Source organism: Deinococcus aerolatus, from assembly GCF_014647055.1.
Classification (GTDB): domain Bacteria; phylum Deinococcota; class Deinococci; order Deinococcales; family Deinococcaceae; genus Deinococcus; species Deinococcus aerolatus.
In genome coordinates this window covers 92,609-113,746 of sequence record NZ_BMOL01000008.1, presented here as the reverse complement: position 1 = coordinate 113,746, position 21,138 = coordinate 92,609, and the positions used below count along the sequence as shown (strand labels likewise).

Annotated in this window: 19 protein-coding genes; 6 read left to right on the top strand and 13 right to left on the bottom strand. The window is 67.0% G+C overall.

What is annotated here, in order from left to right; all coding sequences use genetic code 11:
• Nucleotides 1-2,730 (bottom strand): pyruvate dehydrogenase (acetyl-transferring), homodimeric type, encoded by a 2,730-nt coding sequence (aceE, locus tag IEY31_RS10150; protein WP_188971555.1) that lies wholly within the window; start codon nucleotides 2,728-2,730, stop codon nucleotides 1-3.
• 317 nt (nucleotides 2,731-3,047) lie between these two features.
• Nucleotides 3,048-3,422 (bottom strand): VOC family protein, encoded by a 375-nt coding sequence (locus IEY31_RS10145; protein ID WP_188971553.1) that lies wholly within the window; start codon nucleotides 3,420-3,422, stop codon nucleotides 3,048-3,050.
• A 115-nt stretch (nucleotides 3,423-3,537) separates the two neighbouring features.
• Between IEY31_RS10145 and IEY31_RS10140 the strand changes: the two genes are divergently transcribed.
• From IEY31_RS10140 to IEY31_RS10125, 4 genes are all read left to right on the top strand, one after another.
• Nucleotides 3,538-4,212, top strand: coding sequence for a haloacid dehalogenase type II (locus tag IEY31_RS10140; protein WP_188971551.1), 675 nt, complete (start codon nucleotides 3,538-3,540; stop codon nucleotides 4,210-4,212).
• A gap of 31 nt (nucleotides 4,213-4,243) precedes the next feature.
• Nucleotides 4,244-4,438, top strand: a complete 195-nt coding sequence (locus tag IEY31_RS10135; protein WP_456236829.1) for a YwbE family protein — start codon at nucleotides 4,244-4,246, stop codon at nucleotides 4,436-4,438.
• 72 nt (nucleotides 4,439-4,510) lie between these two features.
• Complete coding sequence (locus IEY31_RS10130; RefSeq protein ID WP_188971547.1) at nucleotides 4,511-4,801, top strand: addiction module toxin RelE; 291 nt, start codon at nucleotides 4,511-4,513, stop codon at nucleotides 4,799-4,801.
• A gap of 89 nt (nucleotides 4,802-4,890) precedes the next feature.
• Entirely contained in the window at nucleotides 4,891-5,460 is a 570-nt protein-coding gene (locus IEY31_RS10125; protein WP_188971545.1) for a dienelactone hydrolase family protein, read from the top strand.
• Nucleotides 5,461-5,509: 49 nt separating this feature from the next.
• Here IEY31_RS10125 and IEY31_RS10120 read toward each other — a convergent pair whose 3' ends face one another.
• A complete protein-coding gene (locus IEY31_RS10120; RefSeq protein ID WP_188971543.1) occupies nucleotides 5,510-5,749 on the bottom strand; it encodes a hypothetical protein in 240 nt (79 codons plus the stop codon).
• A gap of 114 nt (nucleotides 5,750-5,863) precedes the next feature.
• Here IEY31_RS10120 and IEY31_RS10115 point away from each other — a divergent pair, with 114 nt between their 5' ends.
• Both IEY31_RS10115 and IEY31_RS10110 read left to right on the top strand, forming a co-directional pair.
• Nucleotides 5,864-8,713 (top strand): 2-oxoglutarate dehydrogenase E1 component, encoded by a 2,850-nt coding sequence (locus IEY31_RS10115; protein WP_188971541.1) that lies wholly within the window; start codon nucleotides 5,864-5,866, stop codon nucleotides 8,711-8,713.
• Between the two features lie 160 nt (nucleotides 8,714-8,873).
• Nucleotides 8,874-9,797 (top strand): DMT family transporter, encoded by a 924-nt coding sequence (locus IEY31_RS10110; RefSeq protein WP_229723474.1) that lies wholly within the window; start codon nucleotides 8,874-8,876, stop codon nucleotides 9,795-9,797.
• A 23-nt stretch (nucleotides 9,798-9,820) separates the two neighbouring features.
• Here IEY31_RS10110 and uvrB read toward each other — a convergent pair whose 3' ends face one another.
• From uvrB to IEY31_RS10060, 10 genes are all read right to left on the bottom strand, one after another.
• On the bottom strand, nucleotides 9,821-11,836 hold the full coding sequence (uvrB, locus tag IEY31_RS10105) for an excinuclease ABC subunit UvrB (protein ID WP_188971539.1): 2,016 nt from the start codon (nucleotides 11,834-11,836) through the stop codon (nucleotides 9,821-9,823).
• 206 nt (nucleotides 11,837-12,042) lie between these two features.
• Nucleotides 12,043-12,948, bottom strand: a complete 906-nt coding sequence (locus IEY31_RS10100; RefSeq protein ID WP_188971537.1) for a LysR family transcriptional regulator — start codon at nucleotides 12,946-12,948, stop codon at nucleotides 12,043-12,045.
• A gap of 94 nt (nucleotides 12,949-13,042) precedes the next feature.
• Nucleotides 13,043-14,506, bottom strand: coding sequence for an amidophosphoribosyltransferase (gene purF, locus IEY31_RS10095; protein ID WP_188971535.1), 1,464 nt, complete (start codon nucleotides 14,504-14,506; stop codon nucleotides 13,043-13,045).
• On the bottom strand, nucleotides 14,503-16,743 hold the full coding sequence (gene purL, locus IEY31_RS10090; RefSeq protein WP_188971533.1) for a phosphoribosylformylglycinamidine synthase subunit PurL: 2,241 nt from the start codon (nucleotides 16,741-16,743) through the stop codon (nucleotides 14,503-14,505). Before purL ends, purF begins: the two co-directional genes overlap by 4 nt.
• Nucleotides 16,744-16,804: 61 nt before the next feature.
• Nucleotides 16,805-17,275, bottom strand: coding sequence for a DinB family protein (locus IEY31_RS10085; RefSeq protein WP_188971531.1), 471 nt, complete (start codon nucleotides 17,273-17,275; stop codon nucleotides 16,805-16,807).
• On the bottom strand, nucleotides 17,272-17,937 hold the full coding sequence (purQ, locus tag IEY31_RS10080; protein ID WP_188971529.1) for a phosphoribosylformylglycinamidine synthase subunit PurQ: 666 nt from the start codon (nucleotides 17,935-17,937) through the stop codon (nucleotides 17,272-17,274). Before purQ ends, IEY31_RS10085 begins: the two co-directional genes overlap by 4 nt.
• Nucleotides 17,934-18,305, bottom strand: coding sequence for a cupin domain-containing protein (locus tag IEY31_RS10075; protein WP_188971527.1), 372 nt, complete (start codon nucleotides 18,303-18,305; stop codon nucleotides 17,934-17,936). The genes purQ and IEY31_RS10075 overlap by 4 nt, the downstream gene beginning before the upstream one ends.
• The gene (purS, locus tag IEY31_RS10070; RefSeq protein WP_188971525.1) at nucleotides 18,302-18,568 is read right to left on the bottom strand and encodes a phosphoribosylformylglycinamidine synthase subunit PurS; all 267 of its coding nucleotides are present in this window, start codon (nucleotides 18,566-18,568) and stop codon (nucleotides 18,302-18,304) included. The genes IEY31_RS10075 and purS overlap by 4 nt, the downstream gene beginning before the upstream one ends.
• Nucleotides 18,569-18,623: 55 nt before the next feature.
• The gene (gene purC, locus IEY31_RS10065) at nucleotides 18,624-19,343 is read right to left on the bottom strand and encodes a phosphoribosylaminoimidazolesuccinocarboxamide synthase (protein WP_188971523.1); all 720 of its coding nucleotides are present in this window, start codon (nucleotides 19,341-19,343) and stop codon (nucleotides 18,624-18,626) included.
• Nucleotides 19,344-19,623: 280 nt separating this feature from the next.
• A complete protein-coding gene (locus IEY31_RS10060) occupies nucleotides 19,624-21,036 on the bottom strand; it encodes a DR2241 family protein (protein ID WP_188971521.1) in 1,413 nt (470 codons plus the stop codon).
• Nucleotides 21,037-21,138: the final 102 nt, after the last annotated feature.

Sequence of the window (21,138 nt, the reverse complement as noted above, 5' to 3'; positions counted from 1 at the left end):
TCAGCGCAGCACGGGGGCGTCGCGTTCAGGGTCAATGCCCAGATCGGCAATCGCCTTGGCCACCACGTCGCCCTTGACCTTGCCGTCGCGCTGCAGGGCGTACAGGGTGGCCAGCACAACGTGCTTGGCGTCCACCTCGAAGAAGTCGCGCAGTTCGGCGCGGCCCTCGCTGCGGCCAAAGCCGTCGGTGCCCAGGGTCCACAGCTTGCGGTCCAGGTGGCCGTTCAGGCCGTCTGCGCCCAGCTTGACGTAATCGCTGACGCTGATCAGCACGCCGGGGGCGTTCTGGGGGCTCAGCTGCCCGGCCACGTAGCTGACCCTGGGCTCCTGGGTGGGGTGCAGCATGTTGTGGCGCTGGGTCAGCAGGGCGTCCTGGTGCAGTTCCTTGTAGCTGGTCACGCTCCACAGGTCCGCCGCCACGCCGTAGCCTTCCAGCATCTCCACGGCCTTCTGCGCGGCGTCCATCGCGGGGCCGCTGGCCAGGATCTGGGCACGCAGCTTGGCCTTCTTGTTGCCGCTGCGCTGGAACACGTACATGCCCTTGAGGATGCCGTCGTGGATTTCCTCGTGGGTGCGCCCGTCGTCGGGCATGGCGGGCTGAATCTCGTTCTCGTTGTCCACCGTGATGTAGTAGAACTCGTCGATGCCGTCCACGTACATGCGCTGGATGCCCGCCTCGATAATCACCGCCAGCTCGTAGGCAAAGGCCGGGTCATAGGTTTTCATGTTGGGCACCACGTAGCCCTGCAGGTGGCTGTTGCCATCCTGGTGCTGCAGGCCCTCGCCGTTCAGGGTGGTGCGCCCGGCGGTGGCCCCGATCAGGAAGCCGCGCGCCTTCTGGTCTGCCGCCGCCCACACCAGATCGCCGATGCGCTGCATGCCGAACATGGAGTAGTAGACGTAGAAGGGAATGGTGGGCACGCCGTGGTTGGCGTAACTGGTGGCGGCGGCAATCCACGAGGACATCGCGCCGTCTTCGGTCAGCCCTTCTTCGAGCATCTGGCCGTCGATGCTTTCCTTGTAGACCATCAGGCTGCCGGAATCGACGGGGGTGTAGGTCTGTCCGCGCGGGCTGTAGATGCCGATGCGCGGCACCAGCGCGTCCATGCCGAAGGTGCGGGCCTCGTCGGGCACGATGGGCACGATGTACTTGCCGATTTCCTTGTCGCGCAGCAGCTTGCTCAGGATCGACACGGCGGCCATCGTGGTGGACACGGCGCGGCCCTTGCTGCCAGAGGCGAATTCCTCGTAGAACTCGCCGGTGGGCACGCTGGGGTGCGGGTACTCGACGTGGCGCGACGGCACCAGACCGCCCAGCGCGGCGCGGCGTTCCAGGGCGTACTTGACTTCCGGGCTGTCGGGCCCGGGGTTGTAGTACTCCATGTGCTCGACCTGCTCGTCGGTCAGGGGCAGCTCCAGCAGCGTCCGCAGCCCCTTGAGGCTCTCCACATCCAGCTTCTTGACATTGTGGGCCACGTTGCGGGCCTGCGCCGATTCGCCCAGGCCGTAGCCCTTGACGGTGCGCGGGATGATCAGGGTGGGGCTGCCCTTGTGGGCAATGGCGGCGGCGTAGGCGGCATAGATCTTGTGGACGTCGTGGCCGCCCCGGTTCAGCAGTTCCAGATCGGCATCGGACCAGCCGTCGATCAGGCGCTTGAGTTCGGGGGTGTTGAAGAACTTCTCGCGCAGTTCCCGGCCGCCGAAGGCCGCGTACCGCTGCGACTCGCCGTCCACCAGCAGCTCAAAGCGCTTGACGATCTCGCCGTTGTAGTCCTTCTGAAGCAGCTCGTCCCATTTGCCGTCCCAGATCACCTTGATCACGTTCCAGCCTGCGCCCCGGAACAATGCCTCGAACTCCTGAATCACCTTGGAGTTGGCCCGCACCGGGCCGTCGAGGCGCTGGAGGTTGGCGTTCAGGACGAAGATCAGGTTGTCCAGATTCTCGTAGGCGGCAAAGCGGATCGCGCCGATGCTCTGCGGCTCGTCCATCTCGCCGTCGCCCAGGAAGGCCCACACGCGGGCGTCGCCCTTGGGCTTGAGGCCCCGGTTTTCCAGGTACTTGATGTACCGGGCCTGATAGATCGCCTGGATCGGCCCCAGACCCATGCTGACGGTGGGGAATTCCCAGTAGTCGGGCATCAGCCAGGGGTGGGGGTAGCTGGACAGACCGGGGCCGTCCGGCGACAGCTCGCGCCGGAAACGGTTCATGCGGTCCTCGCCCCAGCGGCCTTCCAGGAAGCTGCGGGCGTACACGCCGGGAGAAGCGTGGCCCTGGAAGAAGACCATGTCGCGGTCTGGCCCGGCTTCCGGCCCCCGGAAGAAGTGGTTGAAGCCCACTTCCAGCAGCTCGGCGGCGCTGGCATAGGTGGCCAGGTGGCCGCCGATGCCGTCACTGGCCTTGTTGGCACGCAGCACCATGACCACCGAGTTCCAGCGGATCGCGTTGCGGAATTTGCGCTCCAGCTCCTCGTCGCCGGGGTACTCGGGCTGGGCTTCAACGTCAATGGTGTTGATGTACGGGGTGTTCTGCTTGTACTCAATGGGCGCGCCGTGAAAATAGGCGTAGTGATCAAGTTCGGTCAGCAGCTCCGCCGCGCGGGTGTGGCCCGCGTCCGCCAGCACGTAGATCAGAGAGTCCAGCCACTCCTGCGTTTCCACGCTGTTCAGCGAATCGCGCTCCTGCGGCGGCAGACCCGCACGCGGCGGGCGGTTGGGCGGCGGTTTTGTCATGCGGCCAGTCTAGGCCACCCCCTTCCACACTTCCAACACTCAGTTGTCATGGCATTGACCAGACGCGGTGGTGAGTGCAGGTTTGCGGTTTCTTCGCCCTGAGCCGCTGCCTACCGGGGGCAACCATGCAGCAGAACACCGCACAGCAGCCACGGCGTCTGAGTTCGCAAGGGCCAAAGGATGGGGGCCAGGGAATAGTCGCTGGTGGGGGACAATCGCGCGGAAGATGGATGACACTTTCTGTCGCCAGGGTGGGGGAACGGCGGAAGTACGGGAGTGCCGGGCCCAGTCAAATACAGGACGAAATTACAGAGATATCAGGAGTCGTGCAGTCCCTCATCAAACCGCTGAACTTCCACCCTCTCTCCACTCGGCCCCTGTGCGTAGAAGTGGTAAATCCCATACTCGGCGTTGTGCTTCGGCGCGGCCTCTGCCGTGACGCCCGCCGCCAACAGCCGTTCGTACACACCGTCCACGTCTTCCGTCACCAGCGTCAGGACGACGGTGGGCGGCAACTCGGTCGCAGGGCGTAGGCAAAAGCCCAGGTAGCCGCCGCCCGCCACCGCATAGATGTGGCACGTCCCCTGATCCCGCGCCAGCGTCAGCCCCAGCGTGCCGACATAGAAGTCGTGCGTGGCCGCCAGATCGGTGGTGGGATAGAAGCCGATAAAGGCGTCAAAGGTGGGGGACATACGCCAGAGTAGCGGCTGGCAACAGACTGTGGGGCAACGTTGTGGCTGCGAAAAAGGCCTGTGTTGTGGGGCGGGTGGTTCGGGTAAAAGGCAGGAGAAGCGTATTCTCCCCACCATGACCCCCACCGTTTTTCTGGACATGAACGAGACCCTGCTTGATCTCTCGGCGCTGGACGGGCTGTTCGTGGCGGCGTTCGGCGATCCGGGAGCCAGGACGCAGTGGTTTAACCATCTGCTGCAACTGGCCCTGACCCACACGCTGCTGGGCGAGTACCGCGATTTCTCGGAACTGGGCGGCGCGGCGCTGCGGGCGCTGGGCGAGGCCCGTGGGCTGGAGATCAGCGGGCAGTTTCAGGACGAGCTGTCGGCAGGCGTGCGGATGCTCCCGGCGCACCCCGACACCCGCGAGGGCCTGGAGATTCTGCGGGCGGGCGGGGCGCGGCTGGTCTGCCTGACCAACAACACGCAGGCTGTGCTGGACGTTCAGCTGGCCAATGCAGGCTTCGCCGATCTGGTGGACGGCGCGGTCTCGGTGGACCCGGGCCGGATGCTCAAGCCGGGGCGGGCCGCCTACGAATACGGGCTGTCGCGCACCGGGGCGCACGCCCACGACAGCTGGCTGCTGGCCACCCACGGCTGGGATATTGCGGGCGCAAAGGCAGCGGGCCTGCGAACGGCCTTCGTAGAACGCCCCGGTCAGGCCCAGAACCCGCTGATGCGCGCCGACATCTCCGGCCCGCTGCCCACCGTGGCCCGTGCGCTGATCGGGCGGCTGCACGGACAGGCGTGAGGGGGCCGTTGTTGAGGGTGCAGGCATGAGCGTGCCGCCGCGCTCGGCCATTCGCCCTGGCCTGACCGTGGACATCGTGCAAAAGCACCACCAACGGAGCGGTCAGCTCACGCGCGGCGTGGTGGCACAACTTCTGACGTCCTCGGCCACACACCCGCACGGCATCAAGGTGCGCCTGACCACCGGCGAGGTGGGGCGCGTGCAGGCGCTGGCAAACGCTGAATAAAGCGGGCGTGACGGCAGGTCTCATCTGTGGCCTGGGCGGGGCTCTTACCGTGCAGACACAGGAGGACCGCCCATGCCAGAGGCCTGGAGTAAAAAGGATGAGCGCCAGTACCAGCACGTCAGGGACAGCGAGCTGAAGCGGGGCGAGAGCGAGGACCGTGCCGAGGAAATCGCGGGCCGCACCGTCAACAAGCAGCGCCGCGAGGAAGGCCGCAGCCCCAACAGACGCACCCAGGGCACCGGCAATCCCAACACTGCCCTATCTGACCTGACCCGCGACGAGCTGTACAACCGCGCCAGGGAGAGGGACATCAAGGGACGCAGCAGGATGAGCAAGGCAGAACTGGTGGACGCGCTGGGATAGCGGGTTGCCTCACCCCCTGAGCCTGCACGTTGAGGGCCACAGCTGAAATACGCCAGCCTCTGTCCTGTATCGGGATTACGCTCTGGGGCATGAGCGAACTGCTGCTGTTTCACCACGCCCAGGGCCTGACTTCCGGCGTCGTTGCCTTTGCGGACGCCTTGCGGGAGGCGGGCCACACAGTTCACACCCCCGATCTTTATCACGGCAAGACCTTCGACACCCTGGACGATGGAATCGCCTATGCCAGGCAGCTCGGCTTCGGCAACATCGCGCAGAGCGGTGTGGACGCGGCCCGGAACCTCTCCACTGCGCTCGTGTACGCCGGGTTCTCCCTGGGGGTTTCGCCGGCGCAGCAGCTCGCGCAGACCCGGCCCGGGGCCAGGGGAGCGCTGCTGTTTCACGGCTGCCTGCCCGTCTCGGAGTTCGGCGCGTCGTGGCCGTCCGCCGTGCCGGTCCAGGTTCACGCGATGGACCACGATCCCTTCTTCGAGGAAGACGCCGGGGCGGCCCAGGCCCTGGTCAAGGACGCGCCGCTGGGCGAGCTGTTCCTCTACCGTGGTGACCAGCACCTCTTTACAGACCGCAGCCTGTCCAGTTACGACGAGGCCGCCACCTCATTGCTGATGCGGCGGGTGCTGGAGTTTCTGAAGCGGAACTGAGCTGATCGGCGGCGCGGCGGGACGCTCAGGCGTGAATCCGGCGCCGGCCTTAGCGCTGCGCCCGGCGGCGCGGCAGCGTGATGCCCAGCCCCAGCAGCAGGCCACCCAGCACGGCCAGCGCGTAGGTGATCAGCACGTTGTTCAGCGGGCTGGGAAAGCTGGTAGAGCGGTTGGCGTTGGCAACGGCGTGCAGCTGGTTGATGTCGATGACATCCTTACCCAGCAGCAGCAGCGACACCACGAAGACCACGAGGCCCACCGCCACCACGATGCGAGAAACGATTTTCATGGCTTCATCTTACGGGCTGGCCTGTCACCCGGAGGGGAACCCCGCCCAGCCTTCCCTGACCGGGGCTCTTCAGGCCACCTTTAGGCGGCGGCATAAGGGTATGCTGGGCATGTTATGACGCAGTGGCAGACCATCATGTCCGGCGGGAACGCGGCCTTTATTGAGGGGCTGTACGAGGCCTACCTGACCGATCCTGGAAGTGTGGACGCCGAATGGCGAACCCTCTTTGACGAGTTACGCGGCGGGACCCAGGAGGCGCTGCATTCACCCGTCCAGCAGGCCTTCTATGACCTTGGCCAGAGCCGCCGGGGGGGTGCGCCCGCTCCGGCCTCCGGCGGCAACAGCGGGGCGCAGCAGGCCGGCAGCGCGCTGGTCACGGCCTACCGCGTGTACGGCCACATCAGCGCCCACAACAACCCGCTGAAGATGCGCGGCCAGCCGGTGGTGCCTGAACTGACCCCCGAGTTCTACGGCCTGTCCGAGGCAGACCTGAACGAGACCGTCGACGAGGGGGCCTTCAGCGGCCCGCTGCGCGACGTCATCAAGCAGCTTCAGGAGACCTACACCGGCTCCATCGGCTTCGAGTACAACTACCTGCCCGCCGCCGAGCGCCGCTGGTTCCAGGAGCGCATCGAGCAGGGCCAGGGCCGGGGCCGCTACGCCTTCAGCAAGGAGGAGCGCCGGCGCATCATGCTCAAGCTGAACGCCGCCGAAGGGCTGGAGCTGTACCTCAAGAACAAGTACCCCGGCGTCAAGCGTTTCGGCCTGGAAGGCTCCGAGAGCTTTATCCCGCTGATGGACCGCCTGATTCAGCAGGCCGGCGTCTACGGGGTCAAGGAAGTGGTGATCGGGATGGCCCACCGTGGCCGCCTGAACACGCTGGTCAACATCTTCGGCAAGCCGCCCAGCGTGCTGTTCGACGAGTTCGACGGCAAGAAGAAGCTCAGCGACAACCCCGACGTGGCCGGCGACGTGAAGTACCACATGGGCTACTCCAGCGACGTGCGGACCCCCGGCGGGCCGATGCACCTGGCGCTGGCCTTTAACCCCTCGCACCTGGAAATCGTCTCGCCCGTGGTGCACGGCAGCGTGCGTGCCCGCCAGGACCGGCGCGGTGACACTGACCGCAAGACGGTCCTGCCCATCACTATCCACGGCGACGCGGCGGTCAGCGGGCAGGGCGTGGTCATGGAGACGCTAAACCTGTCGCGCCTGCGCGGCTTTGCTACAGGCGGCGCGGTGCGCATCGTGATCAACAACCAGGTGGGCTTCACCATCAGCGACCCGCGCGACACCCGGAGCAGCCGCTACTGCACCGACATCGCCAAGGTGGCCAACGCCCCCGTACTGCACGTCAACGGTGATGATCCCGACGCCGTGGTGTTCTGTGGCGACCTCGCGCTGGCCTACCGCCAGGAATTCGGCAAGGACGTCTTTATCGACCTGATCTCGTTCCGCCGCAACGGCCACAATGAGGGCGACGAGCCGCGCATGACCCAGCCGATCATGTACCGCGAGATCGACAAGCACCCTGGCGTTCGCGCCCTCTACGCCGCCAGACTGGAAGCAGAGGGCGTGCTGGAAGCCGGCGAGGGCGACGCCCTGACCGAGAGCTTCCGCGACAAGCTCGACGCCGGGCAGCCGGTGGTGACCGAGATGGAAAATCTGGCCCAGAGCGAGCTGGCCGTGGACTGGTCCGAGTACACCGGCACCCGCTGGGAGGACGAGGTCTCCACGGCGGTGCCGCGCGAGAAGCTCGAAGCCCTGGGCCTGCAACTCGCCAGCGTGCCGGAGAACTTCCAGCCGCACCGGGGCATCGAGCGCGTGCTCAAGGCGCGGGCGGCCATGGCCCGCGGCGAGCAGCCGCTGGACTGGGGCATGGGCGAGATGCTGGCCTACGCCACCCTGCTCGACGAGGGCTACGGCGTGCGGCTGGTGGGCCAGGACAGCGGGCGCGGCACGTTTGTGCACCGCCACGCCGTGCTGCACAACCAGAATGCCGAGGACCCCCTGAACGAGGAGTACATGGCGCTGGCCCACCTCTCCCCTGACCAGGGCCGCGTCGAGGTGATTGACAGCACCCTGTCTGAGGAAGCGGTGATGGCTTTCGAGTACGGCTATTCCACCTCTGAACCCAAGGGACTGGTGGCCTGGGAAGGACAGTTCGGCGACTTTGCCAACGGGGCGCAGGCGGTTATTGACCAGTTCCTCAGCGCCGCCGAGAGCAAGTGGCTGCGCCTGAGCGGCCTGACCCTGCTGCTGCCCCACGGCTACGAGGGCGCGGGGCCGGAGCACTCCAGCGCGCGCCTGGAGCGCTACCTGCAGCTGTGCGCCCAGAAGAACATGCAGGTGGTGGTGCCCAGTAGCGCCGCCCAGATGTTCCACCTGCTGCGCCGTCAGGTGCTGCGCCCGTACCGCAAGCCGCTGATCGTGATGACCCCCAAGAGCCTGCTGCGCAACAAGCAGGCCATGAACCCGCTGTCCGATTTCACCGAGGGCCGTTTCTCCGAGGTGATCGGGGATTACGACGTGACGGCGGGCCGCCGCGTGGTCATCAGCAGCGGCAAGCTGCACTGGGAACTGGTGGAGGCGCGGGACGCCGATCAGGACGCCTATGCCGGCACCGCGCTGATCCGCTTGGAGCAGCTGTACCCCTTCCCTGCCGACGCCCTGCGCACCGAACTGGCCCGCCACCCCGGCGCGCAGGTCGTCTGGGCGCAGGAGGAACCCGAGAACCAGGGCGCGTGGCTGATGGTCTGGGAAGACCTGGAAAGTGTGCTGGCCCCCGGTCAGGTGCTGAGCCACGCCAGCCGCCCGCGCAGCGCCAGCACTGCCGCCGGGTACGCCAGCGTCCATGCCCGCGAGCAGGCCGCCGTGATCGCCGCCGCGCTGGGCGAGAAGATCGACCGCGCAGTGATCCAGGAGCAGGAACAGCTGGCCGAGGAGGCCTCGCAGCCGGGCTGAGGCCCGTGAGGGTTAAGCAGGATGGACAGGTAGGGCCGGGAGCGATCCGGTCCTGCCTTTTTCCTTGTCGGGTGCAGGTGGTCCCCAGCACAGACGGGCCGGACGGCCTCCGGGGGGTGTTGCCGGCCCTGGCCTTCAGACAGATGCTCTAGGCTCTGGTGTGTCTCTCTCCCGCCCGTCCGGCCCGGCGGCCACCACGCTGGCCCCGCTGCTGTTCGTCCTGCTGTGGAGCACGGGGTTTGTAGGCATCAAGGGCGCGGCCCTGAACGCTGACCCCTTTGCCTTTCTGAGCGTGCGCTTTGTGCTGGCGGCGCTGCTGATGGCCGGGCTGACGCTGGCGCTGCGGGCGCCGTGGCCGCGTGGCCGGGCGCAGTGGACCCAGGCGGCGGTGAGCGGGCTGCTGCTGCACGCCGGCTACCTGGGGGCCGTTGCCTACGGCATCGCGCAGGACCTGCCTGCCGGGGTGATGTCGGTGATCGTGGGTCTGCAACCCCTGCTGACGGGGCTGCTGTCGGGGCCGCTGCTGGGAGAGGCGGTCAGCACGCGGCAGTGGGCGGGCCTGGGCCTGGGCTTCGTGGGCGTGGTGCTGGTGGTGCTGGGCCGCGAGGCTGGCAGCGGCGCCTACGCGGCTCCCGCGCTGCTGGCCGCCGTGTTCGCGCTGCTGGCCACGACGCTGGGCACGCTGTACCAGCGGCGTTCGGGGGCGGATATTCCGCTGCTGGGCGGCACGGCAGGGCAGTACGCGGCCAGCGCGGCGGCCATGCTGGTGCTGACCGCCCTGCACGGCGGGGCCTACATCCACTGGAACACGGAGTTCATCGTGTCGCTAGTGTGGCTGACGCTGGCGCTGTCGGTGGGCGCGGTGCTACTGCTGCTCACGCTGATTCGCCGGATGCCCGCCGCCCGCGTGAGCAGCCTGTTCTATCTGGTGCCGCCGCTGGTGGTGCTCCAGGCCTACGTTCTGTACGGCGAACGCCTCACCCCCCTGGCCTTGACCGGCCTGCTGGGCTGCGTGGGCGGCGTGCTGCTGGCGAGTGCGGCGCCGGGGATGTGGGGAGCAGTTACGCGGGGGCGGGCCGGGTAACCCAGGAAAGCGGTAGGGCAACCCTACCGTCGTCCGCGCGCCCGCACCTTCTGCCCCGGCACCGTCGCCTGCTTGAACTCCTTGCCCTGCAACTTGGCCTCGATGGCCCGGATCTGATCGCGCAAGGACGCGGCCCGCTCGAAGTCCAGATCTTCCGAGGCCTGCCACATGTCCAGTTCCAGATCAGTCAGCTGGGCGGTCAGCGCGTCGCGGTCCTCCCCCAGGCCAGCGCTGCCGATCTCCTCAGGCTGTTCCTCGCCGCGAATGACGTTGCGCACGCCCTTGATGATGGTGGTGGGCGTGATGCCGTGTTCCAGGTTGTAGGCGGTCTGCTTCTCGCGGCGGCGGGCGGTCTCGTCGATGGCACTGCGCATGGCCGGCGTGATCGAGTCGCCGTACAGAATCACCTCGCCGTTCAGGTTGCGGGCGGCGCGGCCAATGGTCTGGATCAGGGCGCGCTCACTTCTCAGGAAGCCGGGCTTGTCGGCGTCCAGAATGGCAACCAGAGAGACTTCCGGCAGGTCCAGCCCCTCGCGCAGCAAATTGATGCCCACCAGCACGTCGTAATGGCCCAGCCGCAGATCCCGGATGATGACCTGCCGCTCCACGCTGTCGATGTCGCTGTGCATGTAGCGTGCCTTGACGCCCTTTTCCAGCAGGTACTCGGTCAGGTCCTCGGACATGCGCTTGGTCAGGGTGGTGACCAGGGTGCGCTCACCGATGGCGGCGCGCTGCCGCACCCGGCCCAGCAGGTCCTCGATCTGGCCGGTGATGGGCTGCACCGACACAGGCGGGTCCACCAGTCCGGTGGGACGGATAATCTGATCGGCAATGCTGTCGCTGACCTCCCGCTCGAAGGGGCCGGGCGTGGCCGACACGTAGATGGTCTGCCCGGTCTTGGCCATGAATTCCTCGAAGTTCAGCGGGCGGTTGTCCATCGCGCTGGGCAGGCGGAACCCGTAGTCCACTAGCGTCTGCTTGCGGGCACGGTCCCCGTTCGCCATCCCGCCGATCTGCGGCACGGTGACGTGCGACTCGTCGATAAAGGTGATGAAATCGTCCGGAAAGTAGTCCAGCATGGTGTACGGCGTCATGCCGGGGGCGCGGCCGTCGATGTGACGCGAGTAGTTCTCGATGCCCGAGCAGTAGCCCAGCACCTTGAGCATCTCCAGGTCGTAGAGGGTGCGCTCCTTGATGCGCTGGGCTTCAAGCAGCTTGCCGGTGGACTTGAAGTACTCCAGGCGCTGCTCCAGCTCCTCCTGAATGGTCACGATGGCCCGCTCGATGTTGCCCGCGCTGGACACGTAATGCTTGGCCGGGTAGACCACCGTGGCGTCCAGCTCGGCCAGCCGGTCCCCGGTCAGCGGATGCACCACGGCAATGCGCTCCACATCGTCGCCCCACAGCTCGATGCGCAGCGGCTGCTCGTCGTAGGCGGGCCAGACCTCGATCATCTCGCCCTTGACCCGGAAGCGGCCCGGCATCATCTCGATGTCGTTGCGCTCGTACTGCATGCCGATCAAGCGGCCCAGAATCTCGTCGCGGCCCACCGCGTCCCCCTTCTTGAGAATCAGGTTCAGCGCCGTGTACTCCTTGGGATCGCCCAGGCCGTAGATGCAGCTCACCGAGGCCACCACGATGGTGTCGCGCCGCGTCAGCAGGCTGCGGGTGGTGGAATGGCGCAGGCGTTCAATTTCCTGGTTGATCGCCGCGTCCTTCTCGATAAACAGGTCCTTGCCCGGCACGTAGGCCTCGGGCTGGTAGTAATCGTAGTAGCTGATAAAGAATTCAACGGCAGCGTCAGGGAAGAACTCGCGGAACTCGGAGGCGAGCTGGGCCGTGAGAATCTTGTTGGGGGCCATGATTAACGCGGGACGGCTCGTTTCCTCAATCACCTTGGCGACGCTGTAGGTTTTTCCTGTGCCCGTTGCCCCCAGCAGCGTCTGGTACCGCAGTCCTGATTCCAGCCCGTCCACCAGAGAGCGGATGGCGGTGGGCTGATCGCCGGACGGCGTGAACTCGGATTTGATCTTGAGCATCGGGGAAACCTCCAGAAAAAGGGACACGGGCAGAGCGGCAGGCGCCGAAGCGTTTCCCACAGTTTACGCCCCTGACATAAGAGAATGGTAGGCCAGATGGCGGATTTGAGAGACGGGCAGATGTGTGTTCGTCTCCCGGCCACGGGGCTGTCGGCGTGGTCCCGGACGACTGACGATCAGGGCGCGCTGCATCACTTGAAATGGAGCTATTCGGCTGGCTGGCCCTTATCTGCCGCCAGCATCTCCTCGGCCACGCCCAGAAAGGCGCGGACCACCGGATTTCCACCCTCGTCGCGCCGCCATACGGCCACAATGTCGACCAGCGGGGCGTCCTCCATGGGGCGGTAGACCACGCCGGGCAGCGACAGGCGGTTGAAGAATTCGATGGGCAGAAACACGCCCACGCCCGCCGCCACCAGCGACAGCAGCGTGGGAACCTCGATGGCCTCCTGCACGACGTTGGGGGTGAAGTCGGCCCCGGCGCACCAGCGCATCACCTGATCGAAATAGGTGGCGCGCAACTGGCGCGGAAAGAACACGAAGGGTTCGGGGGCCAGGTCGGAGATCTTGAGCTTCCGCTTGCGGGCCAGCGGGTGTCCGGCGGGCAGGGCCGCCACCAGCGGCTGGCGCCACAGCGCCCGGGAATCCAGGCTGGCGGCGCGCACCGGCAGCAGCATCAGGCCCACGTCCAGCACGCCGCCGCGCAGCCCGGCCTCCTGCTCGTGGGCGGTCAGCTCGCGCAGATCGACGCTGACATTGGGGTACAACTCACGGAACCGCCGCACGATTTCCGGCAGGCCGCCGAAGGCCAGCCCGCTCACGAAGCCCACGGTCAGGCGGCCCACCTCGCCCCGCGCGGCGCGGCGGGCGCGGTCCACGGTCTGGCCGGCCAGCGCCAGCGTCTCGCGGGCGCCCACCAGGAACTCCTGCCCGGCGGGGGTCAGCTGCACGCGGCGGGTGGTCCGCAGCACCAGCGGCACGCCCACCTCCTCTTCCAGGTTGCGGACGCTGTTGCTCAGGGCCTGCTGCACCACGAACACGCGCTCGGCAGCCCGCCCGAAGTGTTCCTCCTCGGCCAGCGCGACAAAATGGCGCAGGTGACGCAGTTCCATGTGAGGCACAGCTTGCCATATCGGGTGGGCGGAATGTCAAAGGCCCCGCTCGGGGGGCCGTCAACGTCCAAACGTGCAGCTGCTGCGGGTGGCCTCAGCCCTCCAGCGCCAGCTTGTCCACGTCGTTCAGCAGTGGGGTTCCCGCCGGGTAGTCGCCGTTGAAGCACGCCAGGCACAGCCCCGGCCCGCCCACCGCCTCACGCAGACCCCGCTCGCTGATGAAGGCCAGGGTGTCCGCGCCGATCAGCTGCCGGATTTCCTCCTGGGTGTGCGTGCTGGCGACCAGTTCCTTGCGAGCGGCGGTGTCGATGCCGTAGAAGCACGGGTGCGTGATGGGCGGGCTGCACACCCGGAAATGCACCTCGGTGGCGCCCGCGTCGCGCAGCAGGTTGACAATCTGGCGCGAGGTGGTGCCGCGCACGATGCTGTCGTCCACCAGAATCACGCGCTTGCCCCGCACGGCGCTGGTGGGCGAGAGTTTCATCTTGACCTTCAGCTCGCGGGCCTCCTGCGTGGGGGCGATGAAGGTGCGGCCCGCGTAGGGGTTCTTGTACAGACCGTAGTCAAAGGGTATCCCGCTCTGGCGCGCGTAGCCGATGGCCGCGCCGATGCCGCTGTCGGGCACCGGCACGACGATATCCGCGTCCACCGGGAATTCGCGGGCCAGCTGCTCGCCCATGCGGATGCGGCTGGCGTGCGTGTCAATGCCGTCCAGCTGGCTGTCGCTGCGGGCAAAGTAGATCCACTCGAAGGCGCAGGGTGTGGGCGCACGCGGCTCCACCATCAGGCTGTGCAGGCCGTCTCTGTCCACCCAGACCAGTTCGCCGGGCTGCACGTCGCGCAGCAGCCGCGCCCCCACCGCGTACAACGCACAGGGTTCGCTGGCCATTGCGTACGCGCCGTCGTCGCGCTGCCCGATCACCAGGGGACGGACGCCGTGCGGATCACGGAAGCCGATCAGGGCGTGGCGGTTCATCAGGACGCAGGCGTACCCGCCCTTCAGGCGGCGCATGGCGGCGGCGGTGGCCTCCACCAGATCCATGTGGCTCTCGCGGGCAATCAGGTTCAGCATCACCTCGGAGTCGTTGGTGGTCTGGAACAGCGCGCCCTCGCCCAGCATCTCGGCGCGCACCTCCAGCGCGTTCACGAAGTTGCCGTTGTGCGCCATGCCCAGGATGCCCTTGTTGGTGCGGGTGGTCAGCGGCTGGGCGTTGAAGCGCAGATTTGAGCCGGTGGTGCTGTAGCGCACGTGCCCGATGCTGACGCGGGCGTTGGGCAGCCGCACGCTGTCCAGACGGCGCTCGTCGAAGACCTGCGTGACCAGTCCCAGGTCCTTCTCGACGTGGAATTTCTCGCCGTCCGACACGCACATGCCCGCCGCTTCCTGGCCCCGGTGCTGCAACGCGAACATGCCCAGGTAGGTCAGCCACGCCAGATCGTTGGGCACCGGAGAGTACAGGCCGAAGACGCCGCATTCCTCGCGCGGCTTGTCGGTGCCGAAGTCGTTCTCGGACAGGGCCGCGAGCGGGAAGGAGGACGGGGGCTCAGGGAGGGTCATCCCAGAATCCCCACGAGCGGAGATTCATAGGCCAGGGTCAGCGCCGCGAGGTTCACACTCAAGTGTAGGCCGCGTGTCGGGGCCGTGACCGTGACCGTATCGCCTCCGCTCTGGCCCAGGCGCACGAACGGCACGCCCAGTTCACGCAGTGTCTTTTCGGTGGCGTCTGCGTCCTGCACGGCCACCACGACGCGGCTGTGGGCCTCGCCGAACAGCAGGGCGTCGGTGCGGACCTCGGCGGGGGCGTCCAGCGTCACGCTGAGCCCAATGCTCCCGGCCATCGCCATCTCGGCCAGGGCCACGGCCAGCCCACCCTCGGCTGCGTCGTGGGCGGTGTCGGTCAGGCCCGCGCGAATCAGGGCCAGCGTGCCGTCAATGACCCGCTGCTCCAGCCCCAGGTCCAGCGGGGGTACCCGCCCGGCTTCCAGCCCATGCACCGTTTCCAGGTACTGCGAGGCCCCGATGCTGTCCGCGTGTTCGCCCAGCAGATACAGCGTCTGCCCCGCCGCCTTGAGGCCCAGGGTGGCCCGCTTGGAAATGTCAGGCAGCACGCCCACCATACCGATCGTCGGGGTGGGATGAATCGCCACGCGCTCGTCGCCCTGGGTGTACTGGTTGTACAGGCTGACGTTGCCGCCCGTGACCGGCGTGTTCAGCGCCCGGCAGGCGTCCGCGATGCCCTGCACCGACTGTTGCATCTGGTAATAGACCTCGGGGCGGTGCGGGTTGCCGAAGTTGAGGTTATCGGTGATGGCCAGCGGCGTGGCCCCCACGCAGGCCAGGTTGCGTGCAGCCTCGGCGACGGCGGCGGCGGCCCCGGTGTACGGATCGAGCTGCACGAAACGCGGGTTGCAGTCCGAGGTTGCGGCCACGCCCAGACGGCTGCCCTTGACGCGCATCACCGCGGCGTCGGCGGCACCGGGCACCACCACCGTATTGGTCATCACCTGATGGTCAAAGCGCTGGAAGATCGGGCGCTTGCTGGCGATGGTGGGGTGAGACAGCAGTTCCAGTAGCACTGCGCCAGCGTCGCCGGGCTGGGGCACACCGCTCAGATCGCGTTCGCGGGCCGCCCTGATCTCCGGGGATTCCACGCCCTCGCGGGTGTATTTGGGGGCCTCGTTCAGCAGGGCGACGGGCAGGTCACACACCACCTCGCCCTTCCAGGTCAGGCGGTAATTGTTGTGCGATTCCACCTGCCCGATGTTCACCACGTCCAGTTCCCACTTGTCCAGCAGGCTATACAGTTCCTGCTCGCGGCCCGGCACCGGCACCAGAATCATTCGCTCCTGCGATTCGGACAGGCACAGCTCCATCGGCACCATGCCGGACTCGCGGGTTGGGACCCTATCCAGATCCATGGTGATGCCCAGCCCGGCGCGGTAGGCCATCTCGCAGGTGCTGGACACCAGACCCGCCGCGCCCATGTCCTGCACGCCCGCCACCACGCCGGACTCGATGGCTTCCAGGGTGGCTTCCAGCAGCAGCTTTTCCATGAAAGGATCGCCCACCTGAACGGCGGGGCGGTCGGCCTGGCTGGCCTCCGACAGGTCCGCCGAGGCAAACACCGCACCGCCCAGCCCGTCGCGCCCGGTCTTGGAACCGACGTAGATGATCTGGTTGCCCACCTCGCCCATCGTGCCCGTCGCCAGATCCTCGTGCCTCAGCAGGCCCAGCGCCATCACGTTAACCAGTGGGTTTTCCTGATAGCTGGGGTGAAAGGTGACCTCGCCGCCCACGGTGGGCACACCAATCGCGTTGCCGTAATGGGCGATGCCCTCCACCACGCCGTTTACCAGAAAGCGGGTGCGGGGGCTGTCGGGGTTGCCGAAGCGCAGGCTGTCCAGCACGGCGAAAGGCCGCGCCCCCATTGCAAAGATGTCGCGCAGGATGCCGCCCACGCCCGTCGCCGCGCCCTGCACGGGTTCCACGGCCGACGGGTGGTTGTGCGATTCCATCTTGAAGGCCACGCCCCAGCCCTCGCCGATGTCCACCACACCCGCGTTCTCGCCGGGGCCTTGCAGCACCTGCGGCCCGGTGGTGGGAAAGGCGGAAAACAGCGGGCGCGAGTTTTTGTAGCCGCAGTGTTCGGACCACATCGCGCCGACGATGGCGGCCTCCAGGGCATTCGGCTCACGCCCGATGCTGGACACCAGAAGATCGTATTCGCCTTCGGACAGGCCAAAGGTGGCCGCCTGGGAACGGAGGGGCTGAGGTTGGGAGGTGGATTGGGTCATGGAGAGTCCTTACAGCGGGAGCGCGGGGCGAGAGAACAGCGTCGGGCAGCAGAACGGCACTTCAGTCCTTCTGCCCTATCACCACTTGGCCCCGGTGGTAGGCAATGTGCCGCAGGTGCAGCCCCACGGCAGCCAGACGCGGACGTTCGCCGGTCGGTGCGCTGGGGGAAAAGGTCATGCCCTCCATATCGGCGTCGCTGGCGTTTTGCAGGTAAGCCACCGCCTGCTCGCCCACCGTATCCAGCCGCGCCAGGATGTCCGCTTTAGAGGCGTCCTGCTGCACGGGGGCGGCGTCCGTTCTCATGGCCTGCGCCCAGTCCTTGTCCTCCCAGCCCAGGTAGTGGTAGTTGGCCGTCCGGTCACCCAGCACGGTCAGGCGCAGCCAGTCGGCGATGTGCAGCGCGTGCCACGCGGGACTGTGGCCCAGGCGATCAATGCCGAACGCTTCGTCCGGGATGCCGTTCAGCACCGCGCGAAAGGCAGTCAGTTCGGTGCGGTAGTTGTCGGCCAGAAATTCCTGAAGACCCATCATTTGACCAGTGCTCCTTGCAGGCTCTGAAAGACGCCGCGCCCGTCCTCGCCGCCCAGCAGGGCCTCTACAGCCCGTTCGGGGTGGGGCATCATGCCCAGCACGTTGCCGCGTTCGTTCACGATGCCAGCGATGTCGTTGAGGCTGCCGTTGGGGTTGTCGAGGTAACGGAACACCACGCGGCCCTCGCCCTCCAGCCGTGCCACGGTCTCGGCATCCGCGTAGTAGTTGCCCTCGCCGTGCGCGATGGGGATTTCGATGGTCTGGCCCTGGCGGTAGGCCGAGGTAAACGCCGTCGCGTTGTTAACGCGCAGATGCACCGGCTGGCAGGAAAAGTGCAGGTCACGGTTGCGGCCCAGCGCACCGGGCAGCAGGCCCGCCTCGGTCAGCACCTGAAAGCCGTTGCACACGCCCAGCACAAAGCCGCCGCGTTCGGCGTGCGCTTTCACCGCCGCCATGATCGGGCTGCGGGCGGCAATCGCGCCGCTGCGCAGGTGATCGCCGTAGGAAAAGCCGCCGGGCACGAAGACCAGTTCGGTGCCGTCCGGCAGCCCCGCCTCAGTGTGCCACACGAACTGCGCGTCCGGGTCCAGGGTCAGGCGGGCGGCGTGCAGGGCGTCGGCGTCGCAGTTGGAGCCGGGGAATTGAATGACTGCCGTTTTCATAGTCTTTGCAACTCCGTCACGGTGCGTTCGCCACCTGCCGTTCCGGTGTTCACGGTGGAGGCAGGCTCGAACATCATGATCCACGTTTCCTCGGTCTCGGCGACAGGCAGGTGTTCCACGCCACGCGGCACCACGATCAGCTCGCCCTCGTTGACCACCGCCTCGCTGTCCCGGAACTTCAGGCGCAGCACTCCGCGCACCACCATGAACAGCTCGTCCTCCTGCTCGTGCGCGTGCCACTCGAACTCTCCAGCGATGCGGGCGATCTTGACGTGCTGGCCGTTGAGTTCAGCGACGATTTTGGGCTGCCAGCGCTCCGTGAACTGGCCGAACTTTTCGGGCAGGTTCACCGTCTGCGGCAGGCTCACGCTGGCTCCAGCGCCACTTCTTCCACTTCCCAGCGGGCGTCTTCCATCACGGGGTTGCTCAGGACGTTCTGGGTGATGTCGCGCAGCTGGGCTTCGACCTCGGCACGCTCACCGCTCAGGCGCAGCTCGATCAGTTTGCCCACGCGCACGCCGCTGACATTGGCGTGTTCCAGATGCGACAGGGCGCGTTCCACGGTGCGCCCCTGCGGATCAAGAATGCTGGGCTTGAGGGTGACGTAAACGCGGGCATGGTAATGGGACATGGGGTTCCTCCGGGGGCGGCGGTGGGGGGGTGGGGCAGACCGGGCGGGCGGCGTTCTAGCCTTCGGCGGGCGCCGTCACGCGCCGCAGCATTTCCGCATACGCGTCCTCAACGCCGCCCAGATCGCGCCGGAAACGGTCCTTGTCCATCTTCTCGCCGCTCTGGGCATCCCAGAAGCGGCAGGTGTCGGGGCTGATCTCGTCGGCCAGAATCACCGTACCGTCCGGCAGCCTGCCGAATTCCAGCTTGAAGTCGATCAGGCGCACGCCGCGTTCCAGAAAAAACGGAGTCAAGAAGTCACGCACCCGCAGCGCCAGCTCGCGCACACGCGTCAGCTCAGGTTCGGTGGCCCAGTTCAGGGCGATGGCCGTGTCGGTGTTGATCAGTGGGTCGCCCAGAGCGTCGGATTTGTAGCAGTACTCGACCACGGGCCGCGCCAGGGCCGTGCCTTCCTCCAGCCCCAGCTTCTTGGCAAAACTGCCCGCCGCGACGTTGCGCACAATCACTTCCACCGGAATGATGGTCACGGCCCGCACGCGCTGTTCGGTGTCGGAAAGTTGCTCCACGAAATGGGTGGGGATGCCCGCCGCCTCCAGCAGGGGGTACAGGTGGGCCGTGATGGCGTTGTTGGTGGCCCCCTTGCCCGCCCACTCCCCACGTTTCTGGGCGTTGAAGGCGGTGGCCTCGTCCTTGTACTGCACGATGTACTCGGCGGGGTTGGAAGAGGCGTACACGCGCTTGGCCTTACCCTCGTACTTCAGCTCACCTGTGGTCATCGGCGCTCCTGGAAGAAGAAACGTAGAACTGGCGTCCCCCGCACAGTATCGGGGCGACGCTCGGAAGTCGCGGCACTTGACATGTCTTTGCTCCATCTCCGCCTCACAGGACGGACTGAACGGCTGTGGCAGCCGGGGCGTCTCACAGGACGCGGGTAGAGGTGATGTGCCGCCAGAGCCTGGAGGCCGGAGTTCAGGGTAACACCCCCGGCAGCGCACCACACCGGGGATGTTCAGGGGAATCGGACGTTGGCCGGGAGGCGGGTGGGCCGGGGGCCACTCAGTGGCTGTGTCCGCCGCCACCGCCGCGCTTGCCCGCCACTTCCTCGCGGACCTCGGCCACCAGGAAGGTGCAGGCCTCGGCGCAGGGGATGGCACCGGGAACGCCGCCGAAGAAGGTCTGGGGCAACTTGTCCCCGGCCCACAGACGGGTCCGCAGGCAGCCGCCGCACACGTCCGCCGCCACCTCCTCCACCTGCGCGGGGGTGGCCTTCTGCACACGGGCGTAGATGCCGGTCTGACGGCGGGCCGTGGTGACCCACGGCGTGGGGCGCAGGGTGTGGCACGTGTGGGCGTAGGTCTCCTCAATCACGGCGGGGTACAGGTACTGCACGGCGCGGATCAGGTCCGGCTCGCCGAGCACGGCCCGCCAGCCGCGCGGCATATTTCTCAGGGTGTGGACCGGGCGGTGGTGGCCGCCCTCGTCGCGGCGGGTCTGGTCGCGCACGCCCTCGGGGGTCACCAGCGTCTGGAGTTCGTGACCGGGTCGCCCCTCATCCAGCGCGTGCCGCAGCTCGAACATGCCACTTTCCGGCTGCACCATCACCTCGCCAAAGCGCAGGCCCCCACGGGCACGGTCCATGAAGGTGGCCCAGGCAGCGTCGTGGGCGCGTTCGGTATCGCCGTCACTGCCCGACGCGCCTGCCGCTTCCTCGGCCAGATGCAGGATCACGTCGGCCACCGCGCTGTGGGTGCCCACCGGTTTGGCGTAGTACACCGTCTGGGTGCCGTGCGGGTTGTCCGCAAAAACCGTCACGGCGCCTTCCAGCCCCATGTCCTCGGGAATGGTTTCCAGCGTGTGCCAGCCCTCGGAGGCAAAGAACGGCACCACCACCACCCGGGGCGACTTGACCACGTCGGGCCACGTGCCGACCTTGGGGTCCTCGTCCAGAAACAGGGCGTGAACCTCGGCAAATTTTCCCGACTGGCGCAGCACCCCCGCGTTCTGGTACACGATCTTGTTGCTGTTCTCGTTGCGGGTGGTGCCGTGGCCCAGCACGATCAGCGCGATGTCTTCGGGGCTGGCGTCGGGCAGGGCCTCGTGGGCGCGGGCCAGGATCACGTCGCTCATGCTGGGATGCACGCCGTAGGGCAGGGTGTAGCGCACGGTACGCCCGCCCAGCACCCGCGCCACGCCCTCGGGCGGCACCGGTCCCTGGTGGCCCAGACCCATCTCACGCGGAATCACCGTCTCGGTAAAATACCCCTCCGAGATGAACATGGGAATCACGGTGACATCCGTGCTGGCAGTGGTTTTCAGCACCTGCCGCAGCGAGGGCTCCTCCTTCCAGTACCCCTCGATGACCTCGTCGTACAGACCGCGCGCGCGAATCATCTCCGCGTAGCGGTACACCGCCGAGGCCGATTCGCCGTTCAGGTGGGAGCCGTGACCGATCAGGACCAGAGAGCGCATATGGGCCGCACTGTATCGCCGTTCCCCACCCAGAAATGTCCTGTTCGTTGCCGATTGATGGCACAGGAGATAAGTGAACCTGAACGCCCCCCTCACGCCAAC

Coding starts and splice junctions, on each gene's coding strand:
- aceE (WP_188971555.1), bottom strand. CDS start 2,730: ATGACAAAACCGCCGCCCAACCGCCCGCCGCGTGCGGGTCTGCCGCCG.
- IEY31_RS10145 (WP_188971553.1), bottom strand. CDS start 3,422: ATGTCCCCCACCTTTGACGCCTTTATCGGCTTCTATCCCACCACCGAT.
- IEY31_RS10140 (WP_188971551.1), top strand. CDS start 3,538: ATGACCCCCACCGTTTTTCTGGACATGAACGAGACCCTGCTTGATCTC.
- IEY31_RS10130 (WP_188971547.1), top strand. CDS start 4,511: ATGCCAGAGGCCTGGAGTAAAAAGGATGAGCGCCAGTACCAGCACGTC.
- IEY31_RS10125 (WP_188971545.1), top strand. CDS start 4,891: ATGAGCGAACTGCTGCTGTTTCACCACGCCCAGGGCCTGACTTCCGGC.
- IEY31_RS10120 (WP_188971543.1), bottom strand. CDS start 5,749: ATGAAAATCGTTTCTCGCATCGTGGTGGCGGTGGGCCTCGTGGTCTTC.
- IEY31_RS10115 (WP_188971541.1), top strand. CDS start 5,864: ATGACGCAGTGGCAGACCATCATGTCCGGCGGGAACGCGGCCTTTATT.
- uvrB (WP_188971539.1), bottom strand. CDS start 11,836: ATGCTCAAGATCAAATCCGAGTTCACGCCGTCCGGCGATCAGCCCACC.
- IEY31_RS10100 (WP_188971537.1), bottom strand. CDS start 12,948: ATGGAACTGCGTCACCTGCGCCATTTTGTCGCGCTGGCCGAGGAGGAA.
- purF (WP_188971535.1), bottom strand. CDS start 14,506: ATGACCCTCCCTGAGCCCCCGTCCTCCTTCCCGCTCGCGGCCCTGTCC.
- purL (WP_188971533.1), bottom strand. CDS start 16,743: ATGACCCAATCCACCTCCCAACCTCAGCCCCTCCGTTCCCAGGCGGCC.
- IEY31_RS10085 (WP_188971531.1), bottom strand. CDS start 17,275: ATGATGGGTCTTCAGGAATTTCTGGCCGACAACTACCGCACCGAACTG.
- purQ (WP_188971529.1), bottom strand. CDS start 17,937: ATGAAAACGGCAGTCATTCAATTCCCCGGCTCCAACTGCGACGCCGAC.
- purS (WP_188971525.1), bottom strand. CDS start 18,568: ATGTCCCATTACCATGCCCGCGTTTACGTCACCCTCAAGCCCAGCATT.
- purC (WP_188971523.1), bottom strand. CDS start 19,343: ATGACCACAGGTGAGCTGAAGTACGAGGGTAAGGCCAAGCGCGTGTAC.
- IEY31_RS10060 (WP_188971521.1), bottom strand. CDS start 21,036: ATGCGCTCTCTGGTCCTGATCGGTCACGGCTCCCACCTGAACGGCGAA.